21 protein-coding genes and 1 pseudogene are annotated in these 23,152 nt (G+C 62.5%); 10 read left to right on the top strand and 12 right to left on the bottom strand.

What is annotated here, in order from left to right:
• Positions 1-25: 25 nt before the first annotated feature.
• Together EL255_RS12870 and EL255_RS12865 are read right to left on the bottom strand one after the other, a co-directional pair.
• Positions 26-583, bottom strand: coding sequence for a TMEM165/GDT1 family protein (locus tag EL255_RS12870; protein ID WP_042654685.1), 558 nt, complete (start codon positions 581-583; stop codon positions 26-28).
• A 248-nt stretch (positions 584-831) separates the two neighbouring features.
• Positions 832-1,161 (bottom strand): translation initiation factor, encoded by a 330-nt coding sequence (locus EL255_RS12865; protein ID WP_042654686.1) that lies wholly within the window; start codon positions 1,159-1,161, stop codon positions 832-834.
• 119 nt (positions 1,162-1,280) lie between these two features.
• Here EL255_RS12865 and EL255_RS12860 point away from each other — a divergent pair, with 119 nt between their 5' ends.
• The 3 genes from EL255_RS12860 to EL255_RS12850 are packed head-to-tail and all read left to right on the top strand — an operon-like array spanning position 1,281 to position 4,099.
• On the top strand, positions 1,281-1,508 hold the full coding sequence (locus EL255_RS12860; protein ID WP_042654687.1) for a FeoA family protein: 228 nt from the start codon (positions 1,281-1,283) through the stop codon (positions 1,506-1,508).
• 52 nt (positions 1,509-1,560) lie between these two features.
• A complete protein-coding gene (gene feoB, locus EL255_RS12855) occupies positions 1,561-3,831 on the top strand; it encodes a Fe(2+) transporter permease subunit FeoB (RefSeq protein ID WP_042654688.1) in 2,271 nt (756 codons plus the stop codon).
• A gap of 25 nt (positions 3,832-3,856) precedes the next feature.
• On the top strand, positions 3,857-4,099 hold the full coding sequence (locus EL255_RS12850; protein WP_042654689.1) for a FeoC-like transcriptional regulator: 243 nt from the start codon (positions 3,857-3,859) through the stop codon (positions 4,097-4,099).
• Between the two features lie 93 nt (positions 4,100-4,192).
• Here the strand turns inward: EL255_RS12850 and glgC are convergent, their stop codons facing one another.
• The 3 genes from glgC to EL255_RS12835 form a co-directional block, all read right to left on the bottom strand.
• Positions 4,193-5,464 (bottom strand): glucose-1-phosphate adenylyltransferase, encoded by a 1,272-nt coding sequence (gene glgC / locus EL255_RS12845; protein WP_042654690.1) that lies wholly within the window; start codon positions 5,462-5,464, stop codon positions 4,193-4,195.
• A 262-nt stretch (positions 5,465-5,726) separates the two neighbouring features.
• Entirely contained in the window at positions 5,727-6,866 is a 1,140-nt protein-coding gene (gene tapW / locus EL255_RS12840; protein WP_042654691.1) for a type IVa pilus ATPase TapW, read from the bottom strand.
• A gap of 58 nt (positions 6,867-6,924) precedes the next feature.
• Positions 6,925-7,281, bottom strand: a complete 357-nt coding sequence (locus EL255_RS12835) for a DMT family protein (protein WP_042654692.1) — start codon at positions 7,279-7,281, stop codon at positions 6,925-6,927.
• Between the two features lie 112 nt (positions 7,282-7,393).
• On the opposite strand from EL255_RS12835, the gene EL255_RS12830 reads away from it, so the two are divergent.
• The 3 genes from EL255_RS12830 (at position 7,394) to EL255_RS12820 (ending at position 9,980) form a co-directional block, all read left to right on the top strand.
• The gene (locus EL255_RS12830; protein ID WP_042654693.1) at positions 7,394-8,125 is read left to right on the top strand and encodes a substrate-binding periplasmic protein; all 732 of its coding nucleotides are present in this window, start codon (positions 7,394-7,396) and stop codon (positions 8,123-8,125) included.
• Between the two features lie 87 nt (positions 8,126-8,212).
• Positions 8,213-9,214 (top strand): vitamin B12 ABC transporter permease BtuC, encoded by a 1,002-nt coding sequence (gene btuC, locus EL255_RS12825; RefSeq protein ID WP_042654694.1) that lies wholly within the window; start codon positions 8,213-8,215, stop codon positions 9,212-9,214.
• Positions 9,201-9,980 (top strand): ATP-binding cassette domain-containing protein, encoded by a 780-nt coding sequence (locus EL255_RS12820; protein ID WP_042654695.1) that lies wholly within the window; start codon positions 9,201-9,203, stop codon positions 9,978-9,980. The genes btuC and EL255_RS12820 overlap by 14 nt, the downstream gene beginning before the upstream one ends.
• 263 nt (positions 9,981-10,243) lie before the next feature.
• Here EL255_RS12820 and EL255_RS21835 read toward each other — a convergent pair.
• A pseudogene (locus tag EL255_RS21835) lies at positions 10,244-10,385 on the bottom strand (3-deoxy-7-phosphoheptulonate synthase); the annotation flags it as partial.
• Complete coding sequence (locus tag EL255_RS12815; RefSeq protein ID WP_042654696.1) at positions 10,369-11,436, bottom strand: 3-deoxy-7-phosphoheptulonate synthase; 1,068 nt, start codon at positions 11,434-11,436, stop codon at positions 10,369-10,371. The pseudogene EL255_RS21835 and the gene EL255_RS12815, both read right to left, overlap by 17 nt.
• 142 nt (positions 11,437-11,578) lie before the next feature.
• Between EL255_RS12815 and EL255_RS12810 the strand changes: the two genes are divergently transcribed.
• Positions 11,579-11,959 carry a diacylglycerol kinase gene (locus tag EL255_RS12810; RefSeq protein ID WP_042654697.1) on the top strand — a complete coding sequence of 127 codons (381 nt, stop codon included), beginning with the start codon at positions 11,579-11,581 and terminating at the stop codon, positions 11,957-11,959.
• Positions 11,960-12,045: 86 nt separating this feature from the next.
• Here EL255_RS12810 and serA read toward each other — a convergent pair whose 3' ends face one another.
• From serA to EL255_RS12790, 4 genes are all read right to left on the bottom strand, one after another.
• Complete coding sequence (serA, locus tag EL255_RS12805; protein ID WP_042654698.1) at positions 12,046-13,278, bottom strand: phosphoglycerate dehydrogenase; 1,233 nt, start codon at positions 13,276-13,278, stop codon at positions 12,046-12,048.
• Positions 13,279-13,487: 209 nt separating this feature from the next.
• Positions 13,488-14,141 (bottom strand): ribose-5-phosphate isomerase RpiA, encoded by a 654-nt coding sequence (gene rpiA / locus EL255_RS12800; RefSeq protein WP_042654699.1) that lies wholly within the window; start codon positions 14,139-14,141, stop codon positions 13,488-13,490.
• A gap of 225 nt (positions 14,142-14,366) precedes the next feature.
• Positions 14,367-14,975, bottom strand: a complete 609-nt coding sequence (locus EL255_RS12795; protein WP_042654700.1) for a 5-formyltetrahydrofolate cyclo-ligase — start codon at positions 14,973-14,975, stop codon at positions 14,367-14,369.
• 128 nt (positions 14,976-15,103) lie between these two features.
• Positions 15,104-16,450 carry a Na+/H+ antiporter NhaC family protein gene (locus EL255_RS12790; protein ID WP_042654701.1) on the bottom strand — a complete coding sequence of 449 codons (1,347 nt, stop codon included), beginning with the start codon at positions 16,448-16,450 and terminating at the stop codon, positions 15,104-15,106.
• Positions 16,451-16,763: 313 nt separating this feature from the next.
• Between EL255_RS12790 and dapB the strand changes: the two genes are divergently transcribed.
• A complete protein-coding gene (gene dapB, locus EL255_RS12785) occupies positions 16,764-17,576 on the top strand; it encodes a 4-hydroxy-tetrahydrodipicolinate reductase (protein ID WP_042654702.1) in 813 nt (270 codons plus the stop codon).
• Positions 17,577-17,839: 263 nt separating this feature from the next.
• On the opposite strand, the gene EL255_RS12780 is transcribed toward dapB, so the two are convergent.
• Complete coding sequence (locus tag EL255_RS12780) at positions 17,840-18,160, bottom strand: hypothetical protein (RefSeq protein WP_126623352.1); 321 nt, start codon at positions 18,158-18,160, stop codon at positions 17,840-17,842.
• A gap of 66 nt (positions 18,161-18,226) precedes the next feature.
• Here EL255_RS12780 and carA point away from each other — a divergent pair, with 66 nt between their 5' ends.
• Both carA and carB read left to right on the top strand, forming a co-directional pair.
• The gene (carA, locus tag EL255_RS12775) at positions 18,227-19,363 is read left to right on the top strand and encodes a glutamine-hydrolyzing carbamoyl-phosphate synthase small subunit (protein WP_042654703.1); all 1,137 of its coding nucleotides are present in this window, start codon (positions 18,227-18,229) and stop codon (positions 19,361-19,363) included.
• Positions 19,364-19,381: 18 nt separating this feature from the next.
• Positions 19,382-22,606 carry a carbamoyl-phosphate synthase large subunit gene (gene carB / locus EL255_RS12770; RefSeq protein WP_042654704.1) on the top strand — a complete coding sequence of 1,075 codons (3,225 nt, stop codon included), beginning with the start codon at positions 19,382-19,384 and terminating at the stop codon, positions 22,604-22,606.
• The last annotated feature ends 546 nt before the right edge of the window (positions 22,607-23,152 follow it).

Raw genomic sequence — 23,152 nt, 5'->3', positions numbered from 1 at the left:
TCCCGGCGCCTTGGGCCGACGCCGGTCAGACGAACAGCAGGGTGCTGATCCCCAGCCCCACGAAGAGGATGGCGCAGGCGATGCGGATCCCCTTGAGCGGCAGCTTGTCGGCGCCGAGCTTGCCGAGCAGCACCACGGGCACGTTCGCCAGCATCATGCCGAGGGTGGTGCCGGCGATGACCTGGGTCAGGGAGTCGTACTTGGCCGCCAGCAGTACTGTAGCTATCTGGGTCTTGTCGCCGATCTCGGCGATGAAGAACAGCACGAAGGTGGCCATGAAGGGGCCGTACTTGTCGAGGGAACTCTCCTCGTCGTCCATCTTGTCCGGCACCAGGATCCAGACCGCCATGGCGATGAAGGCTGCCGCTACCAGGTAGGTCATGATCTTGGGATCGAGCCAGTTGCTGATGAACCCGCCTATCCAGGCCGCGCCCGCATGGTTGAGCAGGGTAGCCACCAGCATGCCGGCGATGATGGGCCAGGGTTTGCGAAAACGACAGATGAGCAGTAACGCCAGCAGCTGGGTCTTGTCGCCGATTTCGGCGATGGCCACGCTGAGGGTTGAGGTTAACAAGGCTTCCATAAAAATAACCGGGGGACGGAATTGTTATAAACCAGAGACAAGCCTGCGCCATCCGTCCCCGGTATTGGCACTGGCCCGTCAAAGGTCTTGTCAAATCCGGCATTGCCCGGATCATCCTGACCATGGTGAGTTGGCACCAAGTATGTTGATCAGGATCGCGCGCGGCATTTGGGGCGCCGCGGCGAGACTACTCCCCCTCGATGGGAGCGGGCATTCTAGGGAAAAAGCGCAGGGGAAACAAGGAGGAATTAACCACCCACCAGCTTGACGCCGAAGCCGGCCTTCTCCAGCTCGGCCTTGATAAGCTCCCGCTTGTCACCCTGGATCTCGATGATGCCATCCTTCAGCCCGCCGCCGGTGCCGCACTTCTTCTTGAGCAGGGTGGCGATGGTTTTTTGCTGGTCGGCGGGCACCCCATGGATGGTGATGACGCCGGCGCCCTTGCGTCCCTTGGTCTCGCGTCTGATGCGCACGGTGCCGTCGATGGGGAAGGGGGAGGCGCTCTGGACCGAGGCTTGTTCCTTGATCATGCCGCCGTCCGTGCTGTAGACCAGGCGGCTGTTGTTGTCTGGAGTCATGGCATTTCTTGTCTGGGTTAGCTGAGCAAAGTTTGATTTTACGCAAATTGTGGTTGAAGACCCAGCTTATAATGCCGTATCAAAAGAGAATCATTGTTATTTAACTTCAGGGGTCAGTCATGGTACTCACGCAGTTGTCGCCGGGGCAGAGTGCTCGCATCAAGAACATGAACCATCTTGGCCGCGCCTTGCGCCGCAAGCTGATGGTGATGGGCCTGCTGCCCCAGACGGAAGTCATCTACCTGCGGGCGGCGCCGCTGGGTGACCCGCTCCAGATCCAGTGCCAGGGCATCTGTCTCTCCATGCAGAAGAGCCTTGCGCAGCAGATCGAGGTCGAACCGGTATGAGCCACTTGCAACAGAAGAAGAGCCTGATTCAACTCATCGAGGTCGAACCGGTATGAGCTACTCCCTGGTAACCGTCGGTAATCCCAACAGCGGCAAGACCTCCCTGTTCAACGCCCTGACCGGCTCCCGCCAGCAGGTGGGTAACTGGAGCGGGGTCACGGTCGACAAGAAGATGGGCGAGTTCTCCGCCGCCGGTCATGACTATCAGCTGATGGACCTGCCCGGCATCTATGCGCTGGCCAACCAGGAGGCGAGCCTGGACGAGCAGATCGCCAGCCGCTTCGTGCAGGGCCAGCAACCGGATCTGCTGCTCAACGTCATCGATGCCGCCAACCTGGAGCGCTCCCTCTACCTCACCCTGCAGCTGCGCGAGCTGGGCCTGCCCATGGTGGTGGTGCTCAACAAGATGGATCTGCTGCAAAAGCGCCGGGTCACCATAGACGAGACGCTGCTCAGCCAGGCGCTCGGCTGCCCCGTGGTGTCGCTGTCGGCCCACAACCGCCAGCAGGTGGCGGCCTTCAAGGCGCAGATCCACCAGTTCATCGGTCAGGCGCAACCCGCCCTGGTGCTCGATTATGGCCAGCCGCTGGAGCATGACATCGCCGAGCTGGAGAGCCTGCTCGCCCCCCATCACCTCGCCTCGCGCGGTCGCGCCCTGCGCCTGCTGGAGGAAGATGACATCATGCAGGAGACCCTGCTGCCGGGTCAGCAGGCCGCGGCCAGCAACCTGGTCAAGCGGGCCCATCATACCCAGGACATCGACCTGCAGCTGGCGGATCTGCGCTACGGCCACATCCATCACTGGAGCCAGCAGGCCTGCCAGCAGAAGGGCAGGCTCACCATCGCCCAGAGCGAGTGGCTGGATCGGGTGCTGCTCAACCGCTGGGTCGGCATCCCCTTCTTCCTGCTGGTGATGTACCTGATGTTCATGTTCGCCATCAAGGTGGGCAGCGCCTTCATCGACTTCTTCGACATCATGGGGGGCGCCCTGTTCGTGGACGGGGTGCACCACCTGCTGGGGCTGATCGCGGCCCCCGACTGGCTGGGGGCCGTGCTGGCGGACGGCATAGGCGCCGGCCTGCAGACGGTGGCCACCTTCATCCCGGTGGTGGGCTGCCTGTTCCTGTTCCTGGCGGTGCTGGAGAGCTCCGGCTACCTGGCCCGCGCCGCCTTCGTGGTGGATGCCCTGATGCGTCGCCTCGGCCTGCCCGGCAAGGCCTTCGTGCCCATGCTGATGGGCTTTGGCTGCACCGTGCCGGCGGTGATGGCCACCCGCACCCTCAACTCGGAGCGGGAGCGGCTGATGACCACGACCATGGCGCCGTTCATGTCCTGTGGCGCCCGTCTGCCGGTCTATGCCCTGTTCGCGGTGGCCTTCTTCCCGGCATCCGGCCAGAACCTGGTGTTCGGTCTCTACCTCATCGGCATCCTGGTGGCGGTGCTCACCGGCTTGCTGCTGCGCAGCACCCTGCTGCCGGGCAAGAGCGACTCCCTGGTGATGGAGATGCCGGATTACGAGTGGCCCCGTCCGGTGGACGTGGGGATCCGCACCTGGCAGAAGCTCAAGGCGTTCATCTTCGGGGCGGGCAAGACCATAGTGCTGATGGTGGCCGTGCTGAGCGTGCTCAATTCTCTGGGGACAGACGGCAGCTTCGGCAACCAGGATCAGGAGCGCTCAGTGCTGAGCAAGCTCAGCCAGGCGGTGACCCCGGTGCTGCACCCCATAGGCGTGCGGGAAGAGAACTGGCAGGCCACGGTCGGCATCCTGACCGGCATCTTCGCCAAGGAGGCCGTGGTCGCGACCCTCAACAGCCTCTATGCCGGCGGCGGCGATGACGAGGAGGCGGCGGAATACTCCCTGCTGGGCAGCCTGCAGGAGGCGCTCGCCACCATCCCCGCCAACCTGGCGGACATAGACCCGACCGATCCCATGGGGCTCAAGGTCGGCGAGCTGGAGGATCAGCAGGCCGCCGCGCAGGCGCAGGAGGTCGACACCTCCACCTACGGCAACATGCAGACCCACTTCGACGGGGCGGCCGGTGCCTTCGCCTACCTGCTGTTCGTGCTGCTCTACATGCCCTGCGCCGCCGCCATGGGCGCCCTGGTGCGGGAGACCGGCCGCCAGTGGGCCCTGTTCACCGCCGCCTGGTGCAACTACATGGCCTTCCTGTGCGCCACCGTCTTCTATCAGGCGGCCACCTTCGCCGCCCACCCCGAGCAGAGCCTGCTGTGGATAGCCAGCTACGGCCTCTCCCTGCTGCTGCTGTGGTGGGGTGGTCGGCGCCACGGCGACATAGTCGCCCGCAAGGTGGTGACCCTGTGATGGATTCTCGACGGGAGGTGCGGCCATGATATTGCGAGAGCTGGGGGACTACCTGGCGACCCAGAAGAGGGTGAGCCGACGGGAGCTGGCTCGCCACTTCCACACCTCGGAAGATGCGGTGGAGGCCATGCTCGGGGTCTGGATGCGCAAGGGGCGTGTCACCAAGCAGGAGAGCCAGCAGTGTGGCGGCAGTTGCTGCGGCAAGAGCCTGGAGGTGATGTTCGAGTGGTGTGAACCCGGCCGGATCGGCCTGATCCAGCGGTGCTGATCCCCGAACATCTGCGCGCTTCATCAGTAAAAAAGGACCCGCCGATGGCGGGTCCTTTTTGTTTTCGTGCCGTGCCCGGAGGGCGGCCCGGGATCACAGCGCGGCCAGCATCTCCTGGGTGACCAGCACTATGCCCTGCTCGGAGCGGTGGAAGCGGCGGGCATCTTCACAGGCGTTTTCCCCCACCACCAGCCCATCCGGCAGCTTGCAGCCCTTGTCGATCACCACCCGGCGCAGCCGGCAACCGGCTCCTATCTCGACCCCGGGGAAGATCACCGCCTGATCCAGGGTGCAGAAGGAGTCGACCCGCACGTTGGTGAACAACACCGAGCTCACGATGAAGGAGCCGCTGACGATGGTGCCGCCGGAGAACAGGGAGTTGATGGTCATGCCGTGCTGGCCGTTCTGATCCTGCACGAACTTGGCGGGGGGCGTCATCTTCTGGCTGGTCCAGATGGGCCACTCCTGATCGTAGATATCGAGCTCCGGGGTCACCGAGGCGAGATCCATGTTCGCCTCCCAGAAGGAGTCCACCGTGCCCACATCGCGCCAGTAGGGGCGTTGTTGCGGGTCGCCACCGACGCAGGAGAGGCCGAACGGGTGGGCATAGGCGGTGCCCTCCTTGACCACCCGCGGGATCACGTCCATGCCAAAATCGTGGTGGGAGTCGTCGTTGGCGAGATCCTCTTCCAGCAATTGGTAGAGATACTCGGCCTCGAAGATGTAGACCCCCATGGAGGCCAGCGCGGTGTCGGCCTTGCCGGGCATGGCGGGTGGGTCGGCGGGTTTCTCGACGAAGGCGTGGATCTTGCGATCCTCATCCACCGCCATCACGCCGAAGGCGCTCGCCTCCTGGCGGGGCACCTCGATGCAGGCCACCGTCACCCTGGCACCTAGGTTGACGTGATCGAGCAGCATGGCGGCGTAGTCCATCTTGTAGATGTGATCCCCCGCCAGCACCACCACGTATTTGGGGCCGTGATCGCGAATGATGTCCAGGTTCTGATAGACCGCATCGGCGGTGCCGCGATACCAGTTGACCTCATCCACCCGCTGCTGGGCGGGGAGCAGGTCGATGAACTCGTTCATCTGGTAGCGCAGGAAGGACCAGCCCGATTGCAGGTGACGCAGCAGGCTGTGGGACTTGTACTGGGTGACCACGCCGACCCGGCGGATGCCGGAGTTGATGCAGTTGGAGAGCACGAAATCGATGATGCGGAACTTGCCGCCGAAGTGCACCGCCGGTTTCGCCCTGTTGTCGGTCAACTGCTTGAGGCGACTGCCCCGCCCTCCTGCGAGAACCAGGGCCATGGTCTCGTTCAGCAGCTGTCTGGATTTTGCTGTATTGGCAGGTTGTAACAACATCGAGTACCCCTTTGTTGATATATCCCCTTGATTGTGCCTCCTTTGAAGCCTACGCGAAAGGGCTTTCATGCGAGCTCGGGATTCAAATTGATTTTTTTGTCATTTATGTGAGCGAGCGACACTGCCGAGAGGGGGATTGCGCGCCCAGTGGCCGTATGGAGAGTAAAGGGGCATGCGCAGAAGAGGGGGCGTCAGCGACGCCGCTGTTGAACACATAGCCGTCATGGCGGCTATGTGTTCACGGGGGAGGGGCAGTTCCTGACTAGAACAGCTCGTCCTTGTCATCCTTGGTGGGCTCCAGACTCCAGCCGCTGGCATCCGCACTGTTGGCGAGGGAGCCCTTCTCCTGCCACAGCTTGATCTTGAGGCGCAAGTTGTTGGCCGAGTCGGCGTTCTTCACCGCCTCCTCCTCGTCGATCACCCCCTCGACCACCAGATCGAACAGGGTGCTGTCGAAGGTGACCATGCCGAGCGCCCTGGATTTCTCCATGATCTCCTTGAGGCTGCCAAACTCGCCACGCTTGATGAGGTCGCGGATGGTGTGGGTGCCGAGCATGACCTCCACCGCCGCCCGCCGGCCGCCATCCGTGGTCTTCACCAGCCGCTGGGAGACGAACGCCTTGAGGTTGTTGCCCAGATCGTTGAGCAGCTGGGGGCGGCGCTCCTCCGGGAAGAAGTTGATGATGCGATCCAGCGCCTGGTTGGCGTTGTTGGCGTGCAGGGTGGAGATGGCGAGGTGCCCGGTCTCGGAGAAGGCCAGCGCATGCTCCATGGTCTCGCGGTCGCGGATCTCGCCGATCAGGATCACATCCGGCGCCTGGCGCAGGGTGTTCTTCAGCGCGGCGTGGAAGCTGCGGGTATCCACCCCCACCTCCCGCTGGTTGATGATGCTCTTGCGGTGGCGATGGACGAACTCCACCGGATCCTCGATGGTGATGATGTGGCCGCTGTGGTTGCGGTTGCGATGGTCGATCAGCGCCGCCAGCGAGGTGGACTTGCCGGAGCCGGTGCCGCCGACGAACAGCACCAGGCCGCGCTTCTCCATGATGGTGTCGAGCAGCACAGGGGGCAGCTTGAGATCCTCGAAGCGCGGGATCTCGGTCTTGATGTTGCGCGCCACCAGGGAGACCTCGTTGCGCTGCTTGAAGATGTTGATCCGAAAGCGCCCTATCTGGGGCAGGGAGATGGCGAGATTCATCTCCAGCTCCTTCTCGAACTGCTGCTTCTGCTCCGAGTCCATGAGATCGGCGGCGATCCTGGCCACCTCACCCGGCTCCAGGCTGGTCTCGCTCAGGGGGCGCAGGGCGCCGTTGAACTTGGCGCAGGGCGGCGCACCGGTGGAGAGGTAGAGGTCTGAGCCATCCTGGCTGGCCAGCGTCTGTAGCATGTCTCGCAATTCCATGTTTTGCCTCGTCGCTCAAAGGGATGCGGTGGTTATCGATGTGGTTGAGTGTATAGCGTCAGGCACCGGTGAGTTTCTCGCGAAACACAAAAAACACCGCCCCCAGGATGCAGAGCCCGGCCCAGAGGTAGTCCCACTTCAGGTCCTCTTTCAGATAGAAGATGGAGAAGGGGACGAAGACCGTCAGGGTGATCACCTCCTGCAGTATCTTGAGCTGGCCGACCGTCAGCACCGTGTGGCCGATGCGGTTGGCAGGCACCTGCAACAGGTACTCGAACAGCGCGATGCCCCAGCTCACCAGGGCGGCGATGATCCAGGGTTTGTGATTCATGCTCTTGAGATGGGCATACCAGGCGAAGGTCATGAAGACGTTGCTGCAGATCAGCAGGCCTATGCTGGTGATGATTGGGTTCATTAGGTTCTCCTTTAAAATCAATCGCATTTTATCTCTTCTTTGCGGGTTTCCATAAGTGGGGCCAAGGGGTATTTTTAGCTCACAAGGATGGCACAACAAAGGTTGGACAGGGATGGGCAAGGCAAGCTGGGGAGTGCTTGGTCTGCTGTTTAGTTGCCTGGCGCAGGGAGCGCCGACGCTGACGGTGGCGACCGACGTCTGGCCGCCGTTTCGCATGCTCGGCGAGGATGGGGAATTCCAGGGCCTGGATATCGATATCCTGCGCCAGTTGCAGGCCCGCAGCGGCATCCGGCTGGAGATCAAGCGGGTGCCCTGGGGACGGGCCCTCAAGCAGATGCAGAGCGGTCAGGCCGACCTGATGATAGGGCTGGCCCATACCCGGGAGCGGGCCGCCTTCATCGACTACCTGCAACCGGCCTACTACCAGTGTCGCCCGGCGTTTTACGGCAAGGCCGCGGCGGTCTCCGCCCTGCACCGCTACGACGATCTGCAGGGACAGGAGGTGGGCTATGTGCTCAACTCGGCCTATTTCGCCGCCTTCGACGGTGACGAGCGGCTCGACAAGCACGGGGTGCCGACCGAGGATCAGCTGCTGCGCATGGTGGCGCGCGGCCACCTGCCGCTGATGATAGGCACCGACTGCCAGGTGGACTACGCCCTGCGCCAGCACAACGAGGCCGGCCTCATCAAGGCGGCCTATCGCCCGCCGCACCCTGTGATGCTCTATCTGGGGATGAGCAAGCACTCACCCCATCAACCCCTCAGGCAGCCGCTGGCGCTGGCGCTGCAGCAGATGATCGCCAGCGGCGAGATAGAGGCGCTGGCACGGGCTTACCATCCTTGACCTCGGGTGGCAACTCGCTGTTATCATGCACCTTTCGCGCCTGCTCCCGACTCGGAGCCGGCCCTTGTCTCACTCCGGGGATCCCCTGTGTATCTCGCTCTCGTCCATCGCCAGCAGCGCTGGCAGCGCCGCTGGCTGCTCGTCCTGTCGCTGCTCGTCCTGTCGCTGTTCCTGCTCTCCCTCGCCTGGGGGGAATTCCTGCTGCTGCCCTGGCACCCTCTGGGTGAGCTGGAGCAGCGCATCCTGCTGGAGCTGCGCCTGCCACGGGCCCTGCTGGCCCTGCTGGCGGGGGCGGCGCTCGCCTGTGGCGGCGCCGTGCTGCAGGTGATGCTGCATAATCCGGTGGCCGAGCCCGGCCTGCTCGGCGTGTCGAGCGGGGCCGGACTCGCGGCCATGGTGGCGATGGCAGTGGCGAAATCCCTCGGCGTCTACCTGCCAGGCTGGGGACTGTCGCTGGCCGCCTTCGGCGGCGCCCTGCTGGTGACCATGCTGCTGATCCGCCTGGCGCGGCGGGCCAGGCTCGGCCACACCAAATTACTGTTGTTCGGGGTGGCCATCGGCATCCTCACCAACGCCGCCATGACCTGGCTGATGTACTTCGCCGACGATGGCTCCCTGCGCGAGTTCATGTTCTGGATGATGGGCAGCCTCTCCTATGGCAGCCAGCAGCTGGCCTGGTGGTGGCTGGTGCTGCCGCTGACCCTCGGCTGGCTCTGCTGGCAGGGGCGGGCCCTGCAACAGCTGCTGCTGGGGGAGGCCCAGGCGCGGCTGATGGGGCTGGATGTGGACAGGGTGCGGGTGCGGCTGGTGCTGGCGGTCTGCCTGCTCACCGGCCTCGCGGTCTCCCTGTGCGGCGTCATCGGCTTCGTCGGCCTGGTGGTGCCCCATCTGCTGCGGCTGTGCGGCGGCAGCGATCAGCGCTTCCTGTTGCCCGCCTCGGCGCTGGGGGGCGGTGCCCTGCTGCTCGGTGCCGATCTGCTGGCCCGTTCGGTGCTGAGCGCCGGCGAGCTGCCCATCGGCGTCATCACCGCCTCGGTCGGGGCCCCGCTCTTTATCTACCTGCTACTGAGGCAAGATGCCGATGCCTGATCTGGCTGGATCCTCCCTGCTCGAAGCACGAGGCCTCAGTATTCCCGCGCGCCTGGCGCCGCTCGATCTCGACTGGCAAGGCGGTCAGCTGGTGGCCCTGCTCGGCCCCAACGGCAGCGGCAAGTCGACCCTGCTCGGCGCCCTGGCCGGCATACTGCCCGCCGAGGGCACGGTGCGGCTCGGTGGGGAGGCGATCGCCGACCTGAGCTGGCCCGAGCTGGCCAGGCGCCGCGCCATGCTGCCCCAGCGCCAGCCCCAGCTGTTCCATATTCCGGTGTTCCAGGTGCTGAGCCTGGGGCTGGATGAAGGCACTGAGCCCGAGGTGCGCAACCGGGCGGTGGCGAGCCTGTGCGAGGCGCTCGAACTGGAGGCGCTGTTGGCACGAGACTTCAGCCGCCTCTCCGGCGGCGAGCAGCAGCGGGTGCTGATCGCCCGCACCCTGCTGCAGCTGTGGCCCAGCCTCAACCCGGACGGGCGGGTGCTGCTGCTGGACGAGCCGCTGGCAGGGCTGGATCTGCATCATCAGCTGGCGCTGCTGCGGCTGCTCAAGAGCCTGGCCCGGCAGGGCTTGCTGGTGGTGCTCGCCATCCACGACATCAACCTGGCCATCGACTGGGCGGATCGCATCCTCTGTTTGCAGCAGGGGCGGCTGGTGAGCGAGGGGGGAATCGCGCTTATCGACGAGGCCCTGCTGGAGCGGGTGTTCCAGATAAGGACGGATCGCATCGAGGCCGGTGGCCGGGTCTGGTTTATGCCGAGCCTGTGAGGGGTGGCTTGGCGTAGGTTGGTGCTGAGCCCAACGTTGATTAACAGCGAAGCCCAACGTCGGTCGACAGCGAAGTCCAATGTATCTGGGTTCGCCGGGCAAAACAGGTACGCGTGGTGGGTTACGCCGCTGCGCGGCTAACCCACCCTACGACAATGACGACAGCAGCTTCACGCCGCAGCGAGAGCTTGCGGTGAGGTGAGCCGGAAAAGAGAAAAGGCCAGGCATCTATGATGCCTGGCCTTTCGTATCGAGCCGCTTGCTTAGCTTGAATGCTTGCTCAGCCGCACCTGTGCCGCCTCGGCCAGCATGGCCAGCAGGGTCTCGGTGTCATCCCACGATAAGCAGGCATCGGTGATGCGCTGGCCGCAGGTGGATGACGCAGCCGTTACCGCAGGTTTGCTTTGCTCAGCCGTACCTGCGCCGCTTCTGCCAGCATGGCCAGCAGGGTCTCGGTGTCATCCCACGACAGGCAGGCATCGGTGATGCTCTGGCCGAAGGTGGCGGCGCAGCCGTTCTCCACGTCCTGACGCCCTTCCACCAGGAAGCTCTCGGCCATGATGCCGGCGATGCCGGTGCGGCCACGGCGCAGCTGATCGCAGATGTCCTGCGCCACCAGCAACTGGCGACGGTGATCCTTCATGCTGTTGCCGTGGCTGAAGTCCACCACCAGCCGCTCGGGCAGGTCGACATCGGCCAGGGCCTCGCAGGCCTCGTCGACGCTGGCGGTGTCGTAGTTCGGCCTGTGGCCGCCACGCAGGATCACGTGGCCATAGGGATTGCCGGCGGTGCGGTAGATGGTCATCTTGCCGTCCTTGTCCGGGGAATAGAAGATGTGGCTGTGGCGGGCGGCGCGCACCGCATCGATGGCGATGCGGGTGTTGCCGTCGGTGCCGTTCTTGAAGCCGACCGGGCAGGAGAGGGCTGAGGCCATCTCGCGGTGCACCTGGGATTCGGTGGTGCGTGCGCCTATGGCGCCCCAGGTGATGAGATCGCTGATGTACTGGCCGGTCACCATGTCGAGGAATTCGGTGGCGGTGGGCATGCCCATCGCATTGATGTCCACCAGCAGCTGGCGGGCCAGCTTCAGCCCCGAATTGACGTCGAAGCTGCCGTCGAGACGCGGATCGTTGATCAACCCCTTCCAGCCGACTATGGTGCGCGGCTTCTCGAAATAGGTGCGCATGACGATGCAGAGGCTCGCCTTGTATTGCTCGCGCAGCTGGTTGAGGCGCTGGGCGTATTCGCGGGCGGCGGCCGGGTCGTGGATGGAGCAGGGGCCGACGATGACCAGCAGGCGCTGATCCTCACCGGCCAGAATGGCTTCTACATCGCGGCGGGCATCCAGCAGGTTCTGGGCAATGCGGTCGTTGATCGGGAAGGCGTGCGCGAGTTCGCTCGGAGTGATCAAAGACTCCAGACGGCGGGTGCGCAATTCATCGGTGTGAATGGACATACGACTCAATTCTCGGGTGGTGGCGTGGATAGGGATGCCAAAAATGCAAGGGGATAAAATAAAGCAAAACACGCCGGATGGAAACCTTGGCGGGCTCTGTTAGGATGTGGGCCCGAAAGCCATTCCAAATGAGGTAGTTATCGTGGCAAAGCCAGGCGCGACCGGGGTTACCCGCATCATCAATGCAACCGGTTACAGCATGAAAGGGCTCAAGTCGGCCTGGATCAACGAGGCCGCCTTCCGCCAGGAGCTGGTGCTTGTGCTGCTGTTGATGCCGCTGGCCTGCTGGCTCGGTGACTCCCTCAACCAGGTCCTGCTGCTTATCGTCATCAGCTGGCTGGTGGTGATCGTCGAGGTGCTCAACTCCGCCATCGAGGCGGTGGTGGACCGCATCGGCTCCGAGCATCACGAGCTGTCGGGGCGTGCCAAGGATCTCGGCTCCGCCGCCGTCTTCATTGCCCTGGCGCTCAATGCGCTGGTGTGGGGCGCGCTGATTGGCCGCAATCTGCTCGGCTGGTGGTAGCTTGCGAAGCAAGCTTCCTCCTGACATGAAAAAAAGCCCGTCATCGAGACGGGCTTTTTGTTGGCTGAGCGCAGGGGCTCAGGCCATCAATGCAGGATCCGGGCACGGATGGTGCCGTTGATCTCCTTGAGCTTGGCGAGCGCCTTCTCGCTGTGCTCCGTCTCCACGTCGATCACCACGTAACCGATGTGGCTGCTGGTCTGCAGGTACTGACCGGCGATGTTGATCCCCTCTTCGGCGAAGATCTGGTTGATCTGGTTCATGACGCCCGGCTGGTTGCGGTGGATGTGCAGCAGCCGGCTGGAGCCCTTGTGACCCGGCAGTGAGACTTCCGGGAAGTTGACGGCGGAGAGGGTGGAGCCGTTGTCGGAGTACTTGACCAGCTTGTTGGCCACCTCCAGCCCGATGTTCTCCTGCGCTTCCTGGGTCGAACCGCCGATGTGGGGGGTCAGGATCACGTTGTCCAGGCCGCGCAGCGGGGTCAGGAACTCCTCGTCATTGGACTTGGGCTCGCTCGGGAAGACGTCGATGGCGGCGCCGGAGAGATGGCCGCTCTTGATGACGTCGGCCAGGGCCTCGATGTCCACTACGGTGCCGCGGGAGGCGTTGATGAAGATGGCGCCCGGTTTCATCATGCGCAGCTGCTCGGCACCGATCAGATCCTTGGTGGAGGCGGTCTCAGGCACGTGCAGGCTGATGACGTCAGACATGTTGAGCAGCTCCACCATATTTGGCACCTGGATGGCGTTGCCGAGGGAGAGCTTGTTCTCGATGTCGTAGTAGTAGACCTTCATGCCGATCATCTCGGCGATGATGCCAAGCTGGGTGCCGATGTGGCCGTAGCCGATGATGCCGAGCTTCTTGCCACGGGCCTCCACCGAACGGTTGGCGAGCTTCTCCCACACGCCGCGATGGCACTTGGCATTTTTCTCCGGGATGCCGCGCAGCAGCAGCAGGATCTCTCCCAGCACCAGTTCGGCCACGGAGCGGGTGTTGGAGAAGGGGGCGTTGAACACCGGAATGCCGCGCACATGGGCGGCGTCGAGCGCGACCTGGTTGGTGCCGATGCAGAAGCAGCCGATGGCGACCAGCTTGCCGGCGGCATCCAGCACCTTCTCGGTGAGCTGGGTGCGCGAGCGCAGGCCGACGAAGTGTACGTCACGAATGCGCTCGATCAGATCCTCTTCCGACAGGGAAGTCTTGAGATATTCCACACTGGTGTAACCGGCTGCACGGAAGGTCTCTACCGTGTTGGGATGGACTCCCTCCAGCAGCAGTACCTTGATTTTGTCCTTTTCCAGCGAAAACTTGGCAGTCATGACGATCCCTCTATATGTGCAAAGAATGAGTGCGGATATGGCGTGTGAAGAAAACCGTAAAGTAGCAAAAACGTGTGGGAGAGGGAATATTTGTGACGAAAGTCAAATTCTTTGAAGTTTTCAACGTTTGTTGTAGACGGGGACGGGCAACTTGTTGAGCCATAAATAGAAACGGCGCCATCGGGCGCCGTCATCCATTCACGCTGTGATTATTGGGTCACAACCCCATCCGGGGTGCCAATCAACACAACGTCCGCGCCACGGTGGGCGAACAGACCATTGGTGACCACGCCCACTATGCCGTTGAGCTGAACTTCCAGCCCCTTGGCATCTTCGATGGCCATGCCCTTGACGTCCAGTATGATGTTGCCGTTGTCGGTGACCACCCCTTCGCGCCACACAGGATTGCCGCCAAGCTTCTTGATCTCGCGGGACACGTATTCGCGGGCCATGGGGATCACTTCCACCGGCAGCGGGAAGGTGCCGAGCACCTCGACCGTCTTGGTGTTGTCGATGATGCAGATGAACTTGTCGGCCACGGCCGCCACTATCTTCTCGCGGGTCAGGGCCGCGCCGCCGCCCTTGATCATGTCGCGACTGGCGTTGATCTCGTCGGCGCCATCCACGTAGACGCTGAGGGCATCGATGTCGTTGAGGTCATAGACGGTGATGCCGAGACCCTTGAGGCGCTCGGTGGAGGCCACCGAGCTCGATACTGCGCCCTTGATCTCGTCCTTCATGGTCGCCAGTGCGTCGATGAAGTGATTGACGGTAGAGCCGGTGCCGACCCCGACTATGGTGCCGGGAATCACGTATTTGAGCGCAGCCCAACCGGCCGCCTTCTTCATTTCATCTTGAGTCATGATGGATCCTTATGGAAAAAGCGGGCGCATTATATCCAAGCATCCGCCCCAGAGCGACCTTGGCGCTCACGTTCCGGGCCAAAAAGCCCCAAGATGTAAATCGTTTGCCTGTTTATTGGTCATAGGGACGAGCAAATGCGGCCGACGGCGACTGAGGGCATCAGCCGGGCCGCTGTTTGGCCTCATTCGCCCGGCGCCGGCCGGGCCAAGGAGGCGCCGGTCGAGTCAGGAGAACTGCCAGCAGCGGGCGGGGGTGATGATCTCGGGCAGCGGCACGTCCCACTGCTCCTGGGGCACGGCATCCACCTGCTGGCAGTCGTGGGCGAGGCCGAGGGGCTTGGGGCCGAGCCGGTGCTCGTGCCAGCAGGCGAGGGTGCGATCGTAATAACCCCCCCCCATGCCGAGCCGGTTGCCCTCGGCATCGAAGGCCACCAGCGGGGTACAAATAAGGTCGAGCGTGCTGTGGGGCACCACCTGCAGCATGTCGAGCTCGGGCTCGGCGATGCCGTAGCGGTTGTGGGTCATGGGGCTGGTGGGGGTATAGCGCTGGAACAGCAGGTGACCCGGGGTGAAGGGGTGCAGCACCGGCAGGAACACCTCTTTTTGCTGGGCCCAGAGCCAGTGAATGGTCGGCAGGGGATCGAGTTCACCGTCGTTGGCCAGATAGAGCGCGATGCGTCTGGCCGCCAGGATCTCGGTATGCTGCTGGAAGCGAAGGACCAGCTGCTGGGCCGCCGCCTGTTGCTCGGCCTGGCTCAGGCTCTTTCTGCGTTGGCGGATGAGTTGACGCAGACTCTGTCGCTCATCGGGATGCTCGGGCTGATGATCTGGCATGGGGGCTCCTGTGAGGGGATTGGGCTCTGAGGCTACCTTAACAAGGGCAAAACGGGATTAAAAGCGGGAGGGGACAGGTTGGCATCTGGCCGGACACGCAGGGCGCGTGCCCGGCCAGGGGAGGTGGCTTAGGCCTGTGTTGACGGCTCGGCCGCCGCGCGCAGCTGGTGCTTGACGAACACCGCCACTATGGCGGCCAGCGCCAGCGCCATGGGGTAGAAGCTCATGCTCACCACCGAGAGCGGCGACAGTGCGAAGATGGAGCCGAGCAGCAGCGCCTGGGCGCCCCAGGGGATTAAGCCCTGCACCACGCAGGAGAAGATATCCAGCATGGAGGCGGCGCGGCGCGGGGTGACGCCGTGCTGCTCGGCCAGATCCCGTGCCACCTTGCTGGCGACTATGATGGCCACCGTATTGTTGGCGGTGCAGAGGTTGGTCAGCCCCACCACCCCGGCGATGCCGAGCTCGGCCGCCTTCTCGTTCTGCTCGCCATCGTGCGCGCGGGTGAAGCGCGCGATGAGGGCGGCGATGCGGGCGCTGATCCAGGCCAGCCCACCCTGGCGCTCCATCAGGGCGCCGAGGCCACCGATCAGCATGGAGAGCAGGAAGATCTCCTGCATGCTGGTGAAGCCCTGATAGATGTCCTTGCTGAACTGGCCGAGGGGATAACCGCTGATCATGCCGACTGCGCCAGCGGCCAGGATACCCAGCCCCAGCACCACGAACACGTTCATGCCACCGAGCGCCAGCACCAGGATCAGCAGGTAGGGCATCACCTTGAGCAGATCAGCGCTGGCGGTGGCGGCGGGGGCCTCCCCGGTGGAGCCCAGCAGCAGGTAGAGCAGGATCACCAGCACGGCGGCGGGGGCGGCAATCTTGACGTTCTCGCGAAACTTGTCCTTCATCTCGCAGCCCTGGCTGCGGGTCGCAGCTATGGTGGTGTCGGAGATGATGGAGAGGTTATCGCCAAACATGGCGCCGGAGAGAATGGTGCCCGCCATCAGTACGGGATCGATGCCGGTGGCCTGGGCGACGCCGAGCGCCACCGGTGCCACTGCCCCTATGGTGCCCATGGAGGTGCCCATGGCGGTGGCAATGAAGGCCGAGATGAGGAACAGACCGGGCAGCAGGAACCAGCCTGGGATCAGGGAGAGCCCCAGCGCGACAGTGGCATCCACCCCGCCGGTGGCCTTGGCCACGGTGGCGAAGGCGCCCGCCAGCAGATAGATGAGGCACATGGCCATGATGTTGCTGTCACCCACCCCCTTGAAGAAGGTCTCCAGATTGCGGTTGAAGCCTTCCTTGCCCAGCATCAGCGCCAGCATGACGGCGGGCAGGGCGGCCACGGGGGCGGGCAGTTGATAGAAGGCGAATTCGACCCCCTGCAGGGTGAGCCAGGTACCGGTACCGATGAAGAGAGCGAGAAAGACCAGGAGGGGCAGCAGGGCTCTGGCACTGGGTTGGGTCTGGATCATGTGTTCCTCTGTGGTTGAACATGACCTCCCTGTCGCAGCCAGCCCGGATAATGGGTGAGCGTGGCGGGCTTCCTGCCGCTATGGGGCGCCCACAGTAGTGAGTCGGGGCCTGTCGGTCAAGATAGACGTCCAGATGGATAACTGTTTTTGTGTTGTGATTCTGTTCTTTTGATTAAACCTGTTTGATATTCGGATTTTATGAAAAATGCCGCCTATTCATCGGCGTCATAACGGCGGCCACGCCGGGCTTTTCAAAGGAGGCGCGGGCTGGTAAAACGGTCATCTTTCCATAAAAACAGATGAGAGGGTGGAGATGGACAATCCGATCCGTGTGGCCGTGATGGGCTGTAATGGTCGTATGGGCAAGGTGCTGCTGGAGGCCATCACCAACACCGAGGGCGCCGTGGTCGGTGCGGCGCTGGAGCGGCCGGGCTCTGCCGTGATAGGGCTCGATGCCGGTGAGCTCAACGGGCTCGGCAAGCTTGGGGTGAGCATCAGCGACAGCCTGGACAAGGTGCGCGATGACTTCGATCTCATCATCGACTTCACCCGCCCCGAAGTGACCCTGGCCAACCTGGCGTTCGCCCAGGCGCACCACAAGCAGATGGTGATCGGCACCACCGGCTTCGACGAGGCCGGCAAGGCCGCCCTGAAACAGGCTGGCAGCCAGATCGGCATCGTATTCGCTTCCAACTACTCGGTGGGTGTCAACCTGGTGTTCAAGCTGCTGGAGCAGGCCGCCAAGGTGATGGGGGACTACACCGACATCGAGATCATCGAGGGGCACCACAGGCACAAGGTGGATGCACCGTCCGGTACCGCGCTCTCCATGGGGGAGGTGGTGGCCAAGACGCTCGGACGTGACTTGAAAGAGTGCGCCGTCTATGGCCGCGAAGGCATCACCGGAGAGCGGGATCGCAACACCATCGGTTTTGCCACCATTCGCGCCGGCGATCTGGTGGGGGAGCACACCGTCATGTTCGCCGATATCGGCGAGCGGGTGGAGATCAGCCACAAGGCCTCCAGCCGTCTCACCTTCGCCAATGGCGCCGTGCGGGCGGGCAAGTGGCTCAGGAGCCAAGCCGCCGGACTCTACGACATGCAGGATGTGCTCAACTTGAAGTAAGGGGCCGGGCGCGCTACGCGCGAGATCTTGCCAAACCCCGGTGCGCCGGGGTTTTTTGTACCTTTTTGTATAAATGATGGTTACACATCAATTTTTCTTCGAATCAGCCTAAATCCCACCTTTATCAAAACCCCCTCCCGCCCTCATTGCGCAGATGTCATCAAAGGGTAACGGGATAGGGTCTCAATCTCCCCTGTACCCGCATTTTTTTACATGACGCAAAAAAGACTAAAAATTCAAAGCAAGAAAAACGTTTTCTATTTTTATCTGTCAATCTTCTGCCATAAAATGGCCTTTTTAATGTCTGGTGAGTTTTTTTTATAAATCACAGGCAGTTGTTTTATAAGATTTAAATATTGGTTTTTGTACTTTGAGTGGCACAGGGTGCCGCTTTTGCAGCAGGTTTTGGCTTTTCTTTTGCGGGAGGGGGTTGCAAAGCAATCAAGTGCATAGATAATGGGTAATGTTGCTTTTTTATTGAATTTAGATGCATTTAAAACGAGAAAAGACGTTGAAATGCGATCGTTTTTAAGTAGAATGCGCCCAATTTGCCAGAAATCTGCCGGGTTTGAGCCCTGTTTCAAACAGCGTCCGGACCCGCAACACCCAGGTAAATTGCTGAATTTAAAGCTAAATAACTGGAGGTTGTCTTGAATCACACTGCATTGCTAGTGCTGGAAGATGGAACTGTGTTCAAAGGCGTGTCGATAGGCGCCGAGGGATGTTCCGTTGGTGAAGTGGTTTTCAACACGTCGATGACGGGCTATCAGGAAATCCTCACCGATCCCTCTTATTCCCGTCAGATAGTCACCCTCACTTATCCTCATATAGGCAACACCGGCACCAACAGCGAAGATGAAGAGTCCAGTCAAATCCATGCACAGGGATTGATCATCCGGGACCTTCCGATACTTGCCTCCAATTTCCGCAGTCAGCAATCCCTCTCCGATTACCTCAAGTCTCACAACATCGTTGGCATCGCCGACATCGATACCCGCAAACTGACCCGCATCCTGCGCGAGAAGGGTGCCCAGGCCGGTTGCATCCTGGCCGGCAAGCAGGCTGATGAAGTGTTCGCCCTCGAGCAGGCGCGCGCCTTCCCCGGTCTCAAGGGGATGGATCTGGCCAAGGAAGTGACGGTTAGCGAAGCCTACGCCTGGACCGAAGGCAGCTGGCAGCTCGGCAAGGGGCACATCACCCCGGCGGCCGATGAGCTCAAATACCACGTGGTGGCCTACGACTTTGGCGTCAAGCGCAACATTTTGCGCATGCTGGTGGACCGTGGCTGCCGCCTGACAGTGGTGCCGGCCAAGACCCCGGCCGCCGAGGTGCTGGCGATGAATCCGGATGGCATCTTCCTCTCCAACGGCCCCGGTGATCCCGAGCCCTGCGACTACGCCATCGAGGCCATCAAGGCCTTCCTCAATACCAACACCCCGGTGTTTGGTATCTGCCTGGGTCACCAACTGCTGGGTCTGGCCTCAGGTGCCAAGACGATGAAGATGAAGTTCGGCCACCACGGTGCCAACCACCCGGTGAAGAGCCTGGATGACAATACCGTGATGATCACCGCCCAGAACCACGGTTTCGCGGTCGATGAGCACAATCTGCCGGATTGCCTGCGTGCCACTCACGTCTCCCTGTTTGACGGGTCGCTGCAAGGCATCCACCGCACCGACCGTCCGGCCTTCAGCTTCCAGGGTCACCCCGAGGCGAGCCCGGGCCCGCACGATTGTGCCGGTCTGTTCGACCACTTTATTGAATTGATCAAGCAGTATCGCGCCTAAGAGGAAAAGAGAGAGACCATGCCAAAACGTAACGATCTACAGAGCATTCTGATCCTCGGCGCCGGCCCCATCGTCATCGGTCAGGCCTGCGAATTCGACTACTCCGGCGCCCAGGCCTGCAAGGCCCTGCGCGAGGAGGGTTACCGTGTCATCCTGGTGAACTCCAACCCGGCCACCATCATGACTGACCCCGAGATGGCCGATGCCACCTACATCGAGCCCATCACCTGGGAAGTGGTGCGCGAGATCATCAAGAAAGAGCGTCCGGATGCCGTGCTGCCCACCATGGGTGGCCAGACCGCGCTGAACTGCGCGCTGGATCTGGAGAAGCACGGCGTGCTGGCCGAGTTCGGTGTCGAGATGATCGGTGCCACCGCCGACGCCATCGACAAGGCGGAAGATCGCCGTCGCTTCGACATCGCCATGAAGAGCATCGGTCTGGAGTGCCCGCGCGCCGGCATCGCCCACAACATGGAAGAGGCCTGGGGCGTGCAGCAGATGGTCGGCTTCCCCTGCATCATCCGTCCCTCCTTCACCATGGGTGGCTCCGGTGGCGGCATCGCCTACAACACCGAAGAGTTCGTCGAGATCTGCGAGCGCGGTCTGGATCTCTCGCCGACCAAGGAGCTGCTCATCGATGAGTCGCTGATCGGCTGGAAAGAGTACGAGATGGAAGTGGTGCGGGATCGCAACGACAACTGCATCATCGTCTGCACCATCGAAAACTTCGACCCCATGGGCATCCACACCGGTGACTCCATCACGGTCGCGCCAGCCCAGACGCTGACCGACAAGGAGTTCCAGATCATGCGCAACGCCTCCATGGCGATACTGCGCGAGATCGGGGTCGAGACCGGTGGCTCCAACGTCCAGTTCGGTATCAACCCGAAAGATGGCCGCATGGTCATCATCGAGATGAACCCGCGGGTGTCCCGCTCCTCCGCGCTGGCCTCCAAGGCGACCGGTTTCCCCATCGCCAAGATCGCCGCCAAGCTCGCCATCGGTTACACCCTGGACGAGCTGATGAACGACATTACCGGCGGTCGCACCCCGGCCTCCTTCGAGCCGGCCATCGACTACGTGGTCACCAAGGTGCCGCGCTTCAACTTCGAGAAGTTTGCCGGCGCCAACGACCGTCTCACCACCCAGATGAAATCCGTCGGTGAAGTGATGGCCATAGGCCGCAACTTCCAGGAGTCCCTGCACAAGGCGCTGCGCAGCCTCGAGACCGGCAAGACCGGCTTCGACCCCATGGTCGACCTCAATGCCCCTGACTCCCTGACCCGCATCCGTCACGAGCTGCAGGATGCCGGCTGCGACCGGATCTGGTACATCGCCGATGCGTTCCGCGCCGGTCTCTCCATGGACGGTATCTTCAAGCTGACCAAGATTGACCCCTGGTTCCTGGTGCAGATAGAAGATCTCATCAAGCTGGAAGAGCAGGTGAGAGAGCGCGGCATGGCCGGGCTCGACGCCGACTTCCTGCGCGCCTTGAAGCGCAAGGGCTTCGCCGACGCGCGGCTGGCCAAGATCCTCGGCGTGGCCGAGGGCGAGGTGCGCAAGTTGCGTGCCCGCCACAACATCTTCCCTATCTACAAGCGGGTCGATACCTGCGCGGCCGAGTTCGCCACCAACACCGCCTACATGTACTCCAGCTATGACGAGGAGTGCGAGGCGGCCCCGACCAATCGTGACAAGATCATGATCATCGGCGGCGGCCCGAACCGTATCGGTCAGGGCATAGAGTTCGACTACTGCTGCGTGCACGCGGCGCTGGCCCTGCGCGAGGACGGTTACGAGACCATCATGGTCAACTGCAACCCGGAGACCGTCTCCACCGACTACGACACCTCCGACCGCCTCTACTTCGAGCCGGTGACCCTGGAAGACGTGCTGGAAATCGTGCGCATCGAGAAGCCCAAAGGCGTGATTGTTCAGTACGGTGGCCAGACCCCGCTCAAGCTTGCGCGAGCGCTGGAAGCGAACGGTGTGCCTGTCATCGGCACCAGCCCGGATGCCATCGACCGCGCCGAAGACCGCGAGCGTTTCCAGTCCGCGGTCGAGCGCCTCGGCCTCAAGCAGCCGGAAAACGGCACAGTCACCAACCTGGAGCAGGCAGTGCTGACCGCCGAGCGGATCACCTACCCGCTGGTGGTGCGCCCCTCCTATGTGCTGGGTGGCCGCGCCATGGAGATCGTCTATGACGAGACCGACCTGCGTCGCTACTTCGCCGAGGCGGTGAGTGTCTCCAACGAATCGCCCGTGCTGCTTGACCGCTTCCTGGATGACGCCACCGAGGTGGACGTGGACGCCATCTGCGACGGCGTCGATGTGGTCATCGGCGGCATCATGGAGCACATAGAGCAGGCCGGTATTCACTCCGGTGACTCGGGTTGTTCCCTGCCGCCCTATACCTTGTCCAAGAAAATTCAGGACGAGATGCGCGAGCAGGTACGGAAATTGGCGCTGGAGCTCGGCGTGGTGGGCTTGATGAACGTGCAGTTCGCGGTCAAGGAGAACGACATCTACCTCATCGAGGTGAACCCGCGCGCCGCCCGTACCGTGCCCTTCGTCTCCAAGGCGACAGGGGCGCCGCTGGCCAAGATCGCCGCCCGCGTCATGGCCGGTCAGTCCCTGCAATCCCAGGGCTTTACCACCGAGATCATTCCGCCCTACTACTCGGTGAAAGAGGTGGTACTGCCCTTCGCCAAGTTCCCGGGCGTGGATCCGCTGCTGGGGCCTGAGATGCGCTCCACCGGTGAGGTGATGGGGGTGGGCAGCAGCTTCGCCGAGGCCTATGCCAAGGCCCAGCTGGGTGCCAGCCACGCCGTGCCGAAGGAGGGTCGCGCCCTGCTGTCCGTGCGTCACAGCGACAAGGCGCAGGTCGTTGATCTCGCCGCCAAGCTGCTGGAGCTGGGCTATGAGCTGGATGCCACCCACGGCACCGCCGTCGCACTGGGCGAGGCGAGCATCAACCCGCGCCTGGTCAACAAGGTGCACGAGGGTCGCCCGCACATCCTGGACCGCATCAAGAACGGCGAGTACACCTACATAGTCAACACCGCCGAAGGGCGGGTGGCGATTCAGGACTCCAAGCAGCTGCGCCGTGCGGCCTTGCAGCACAAGGTGGCTTATACCACCACCTTGAATGAGGCGTTCGCCACCTGCATGGCCATCAGCGTCGATGCCACCGCCAATGTGAACTCGGTGCAAGAGTTGCACCAGAAGGTGAAAAACCGCTAAGAATTGCGCAACAAGGGCAGGGGAGTCTCCCCTCCTTCTTTGCACAAGACACGCGAACCCTGAAAAACCCCGCCAGCGATGGCGGGGTTTTTGTTTTTGGCCGGGCTGGGTCAGCCCTCTGGCATGGGGGCGGAGGTGAGCAGAGGAGAGGCAATATCGTCATTGACGGGAGAGATACGCCCTTTAAATCTCATTAAATTGATAATTATTGCGCCATGGCGGCTTTTACTCGCAATCTTTGCAATTACTCACCCGGCCCGCCTCTATATACTGGTTTCTCATCACATAAGGTCGTCTGCGCCTGCAACAGCGGGGTGCGAGGATCAGGGCCAGCTGCTTATCCGGCAGCGCAGGCCGGCCCCTCTTATCAAGAAGGGCCACAGGAAACCGGTTGTGGGGTTACCACCCGCGCAACCGTCAGGGCCAGCGTTACCGCGCCAACCCGCTTCCCCCTCCTTACCCCGTCTGCTTGCCTGCCCAGTCGCGTCGTTGCTCACCGTCATCGCCCGCAACGGCGCCGCGCCTCAAGGACATCAGCCAAGGGAA

Origin of the sequence: Aeromonas encheleia (assembly GCF_900637545.1) — a bacterium.
Taxonomy (GTDB): Bacteria; Pseudomonadota; Gammaproteobacteria; order Enterobacterales; family Aeromonadaceae; genus Aeromonas; species Aeromonas encheleia.
This window is presented reverse-complemented; position numbering and strand designations above follow the sequence as displayed.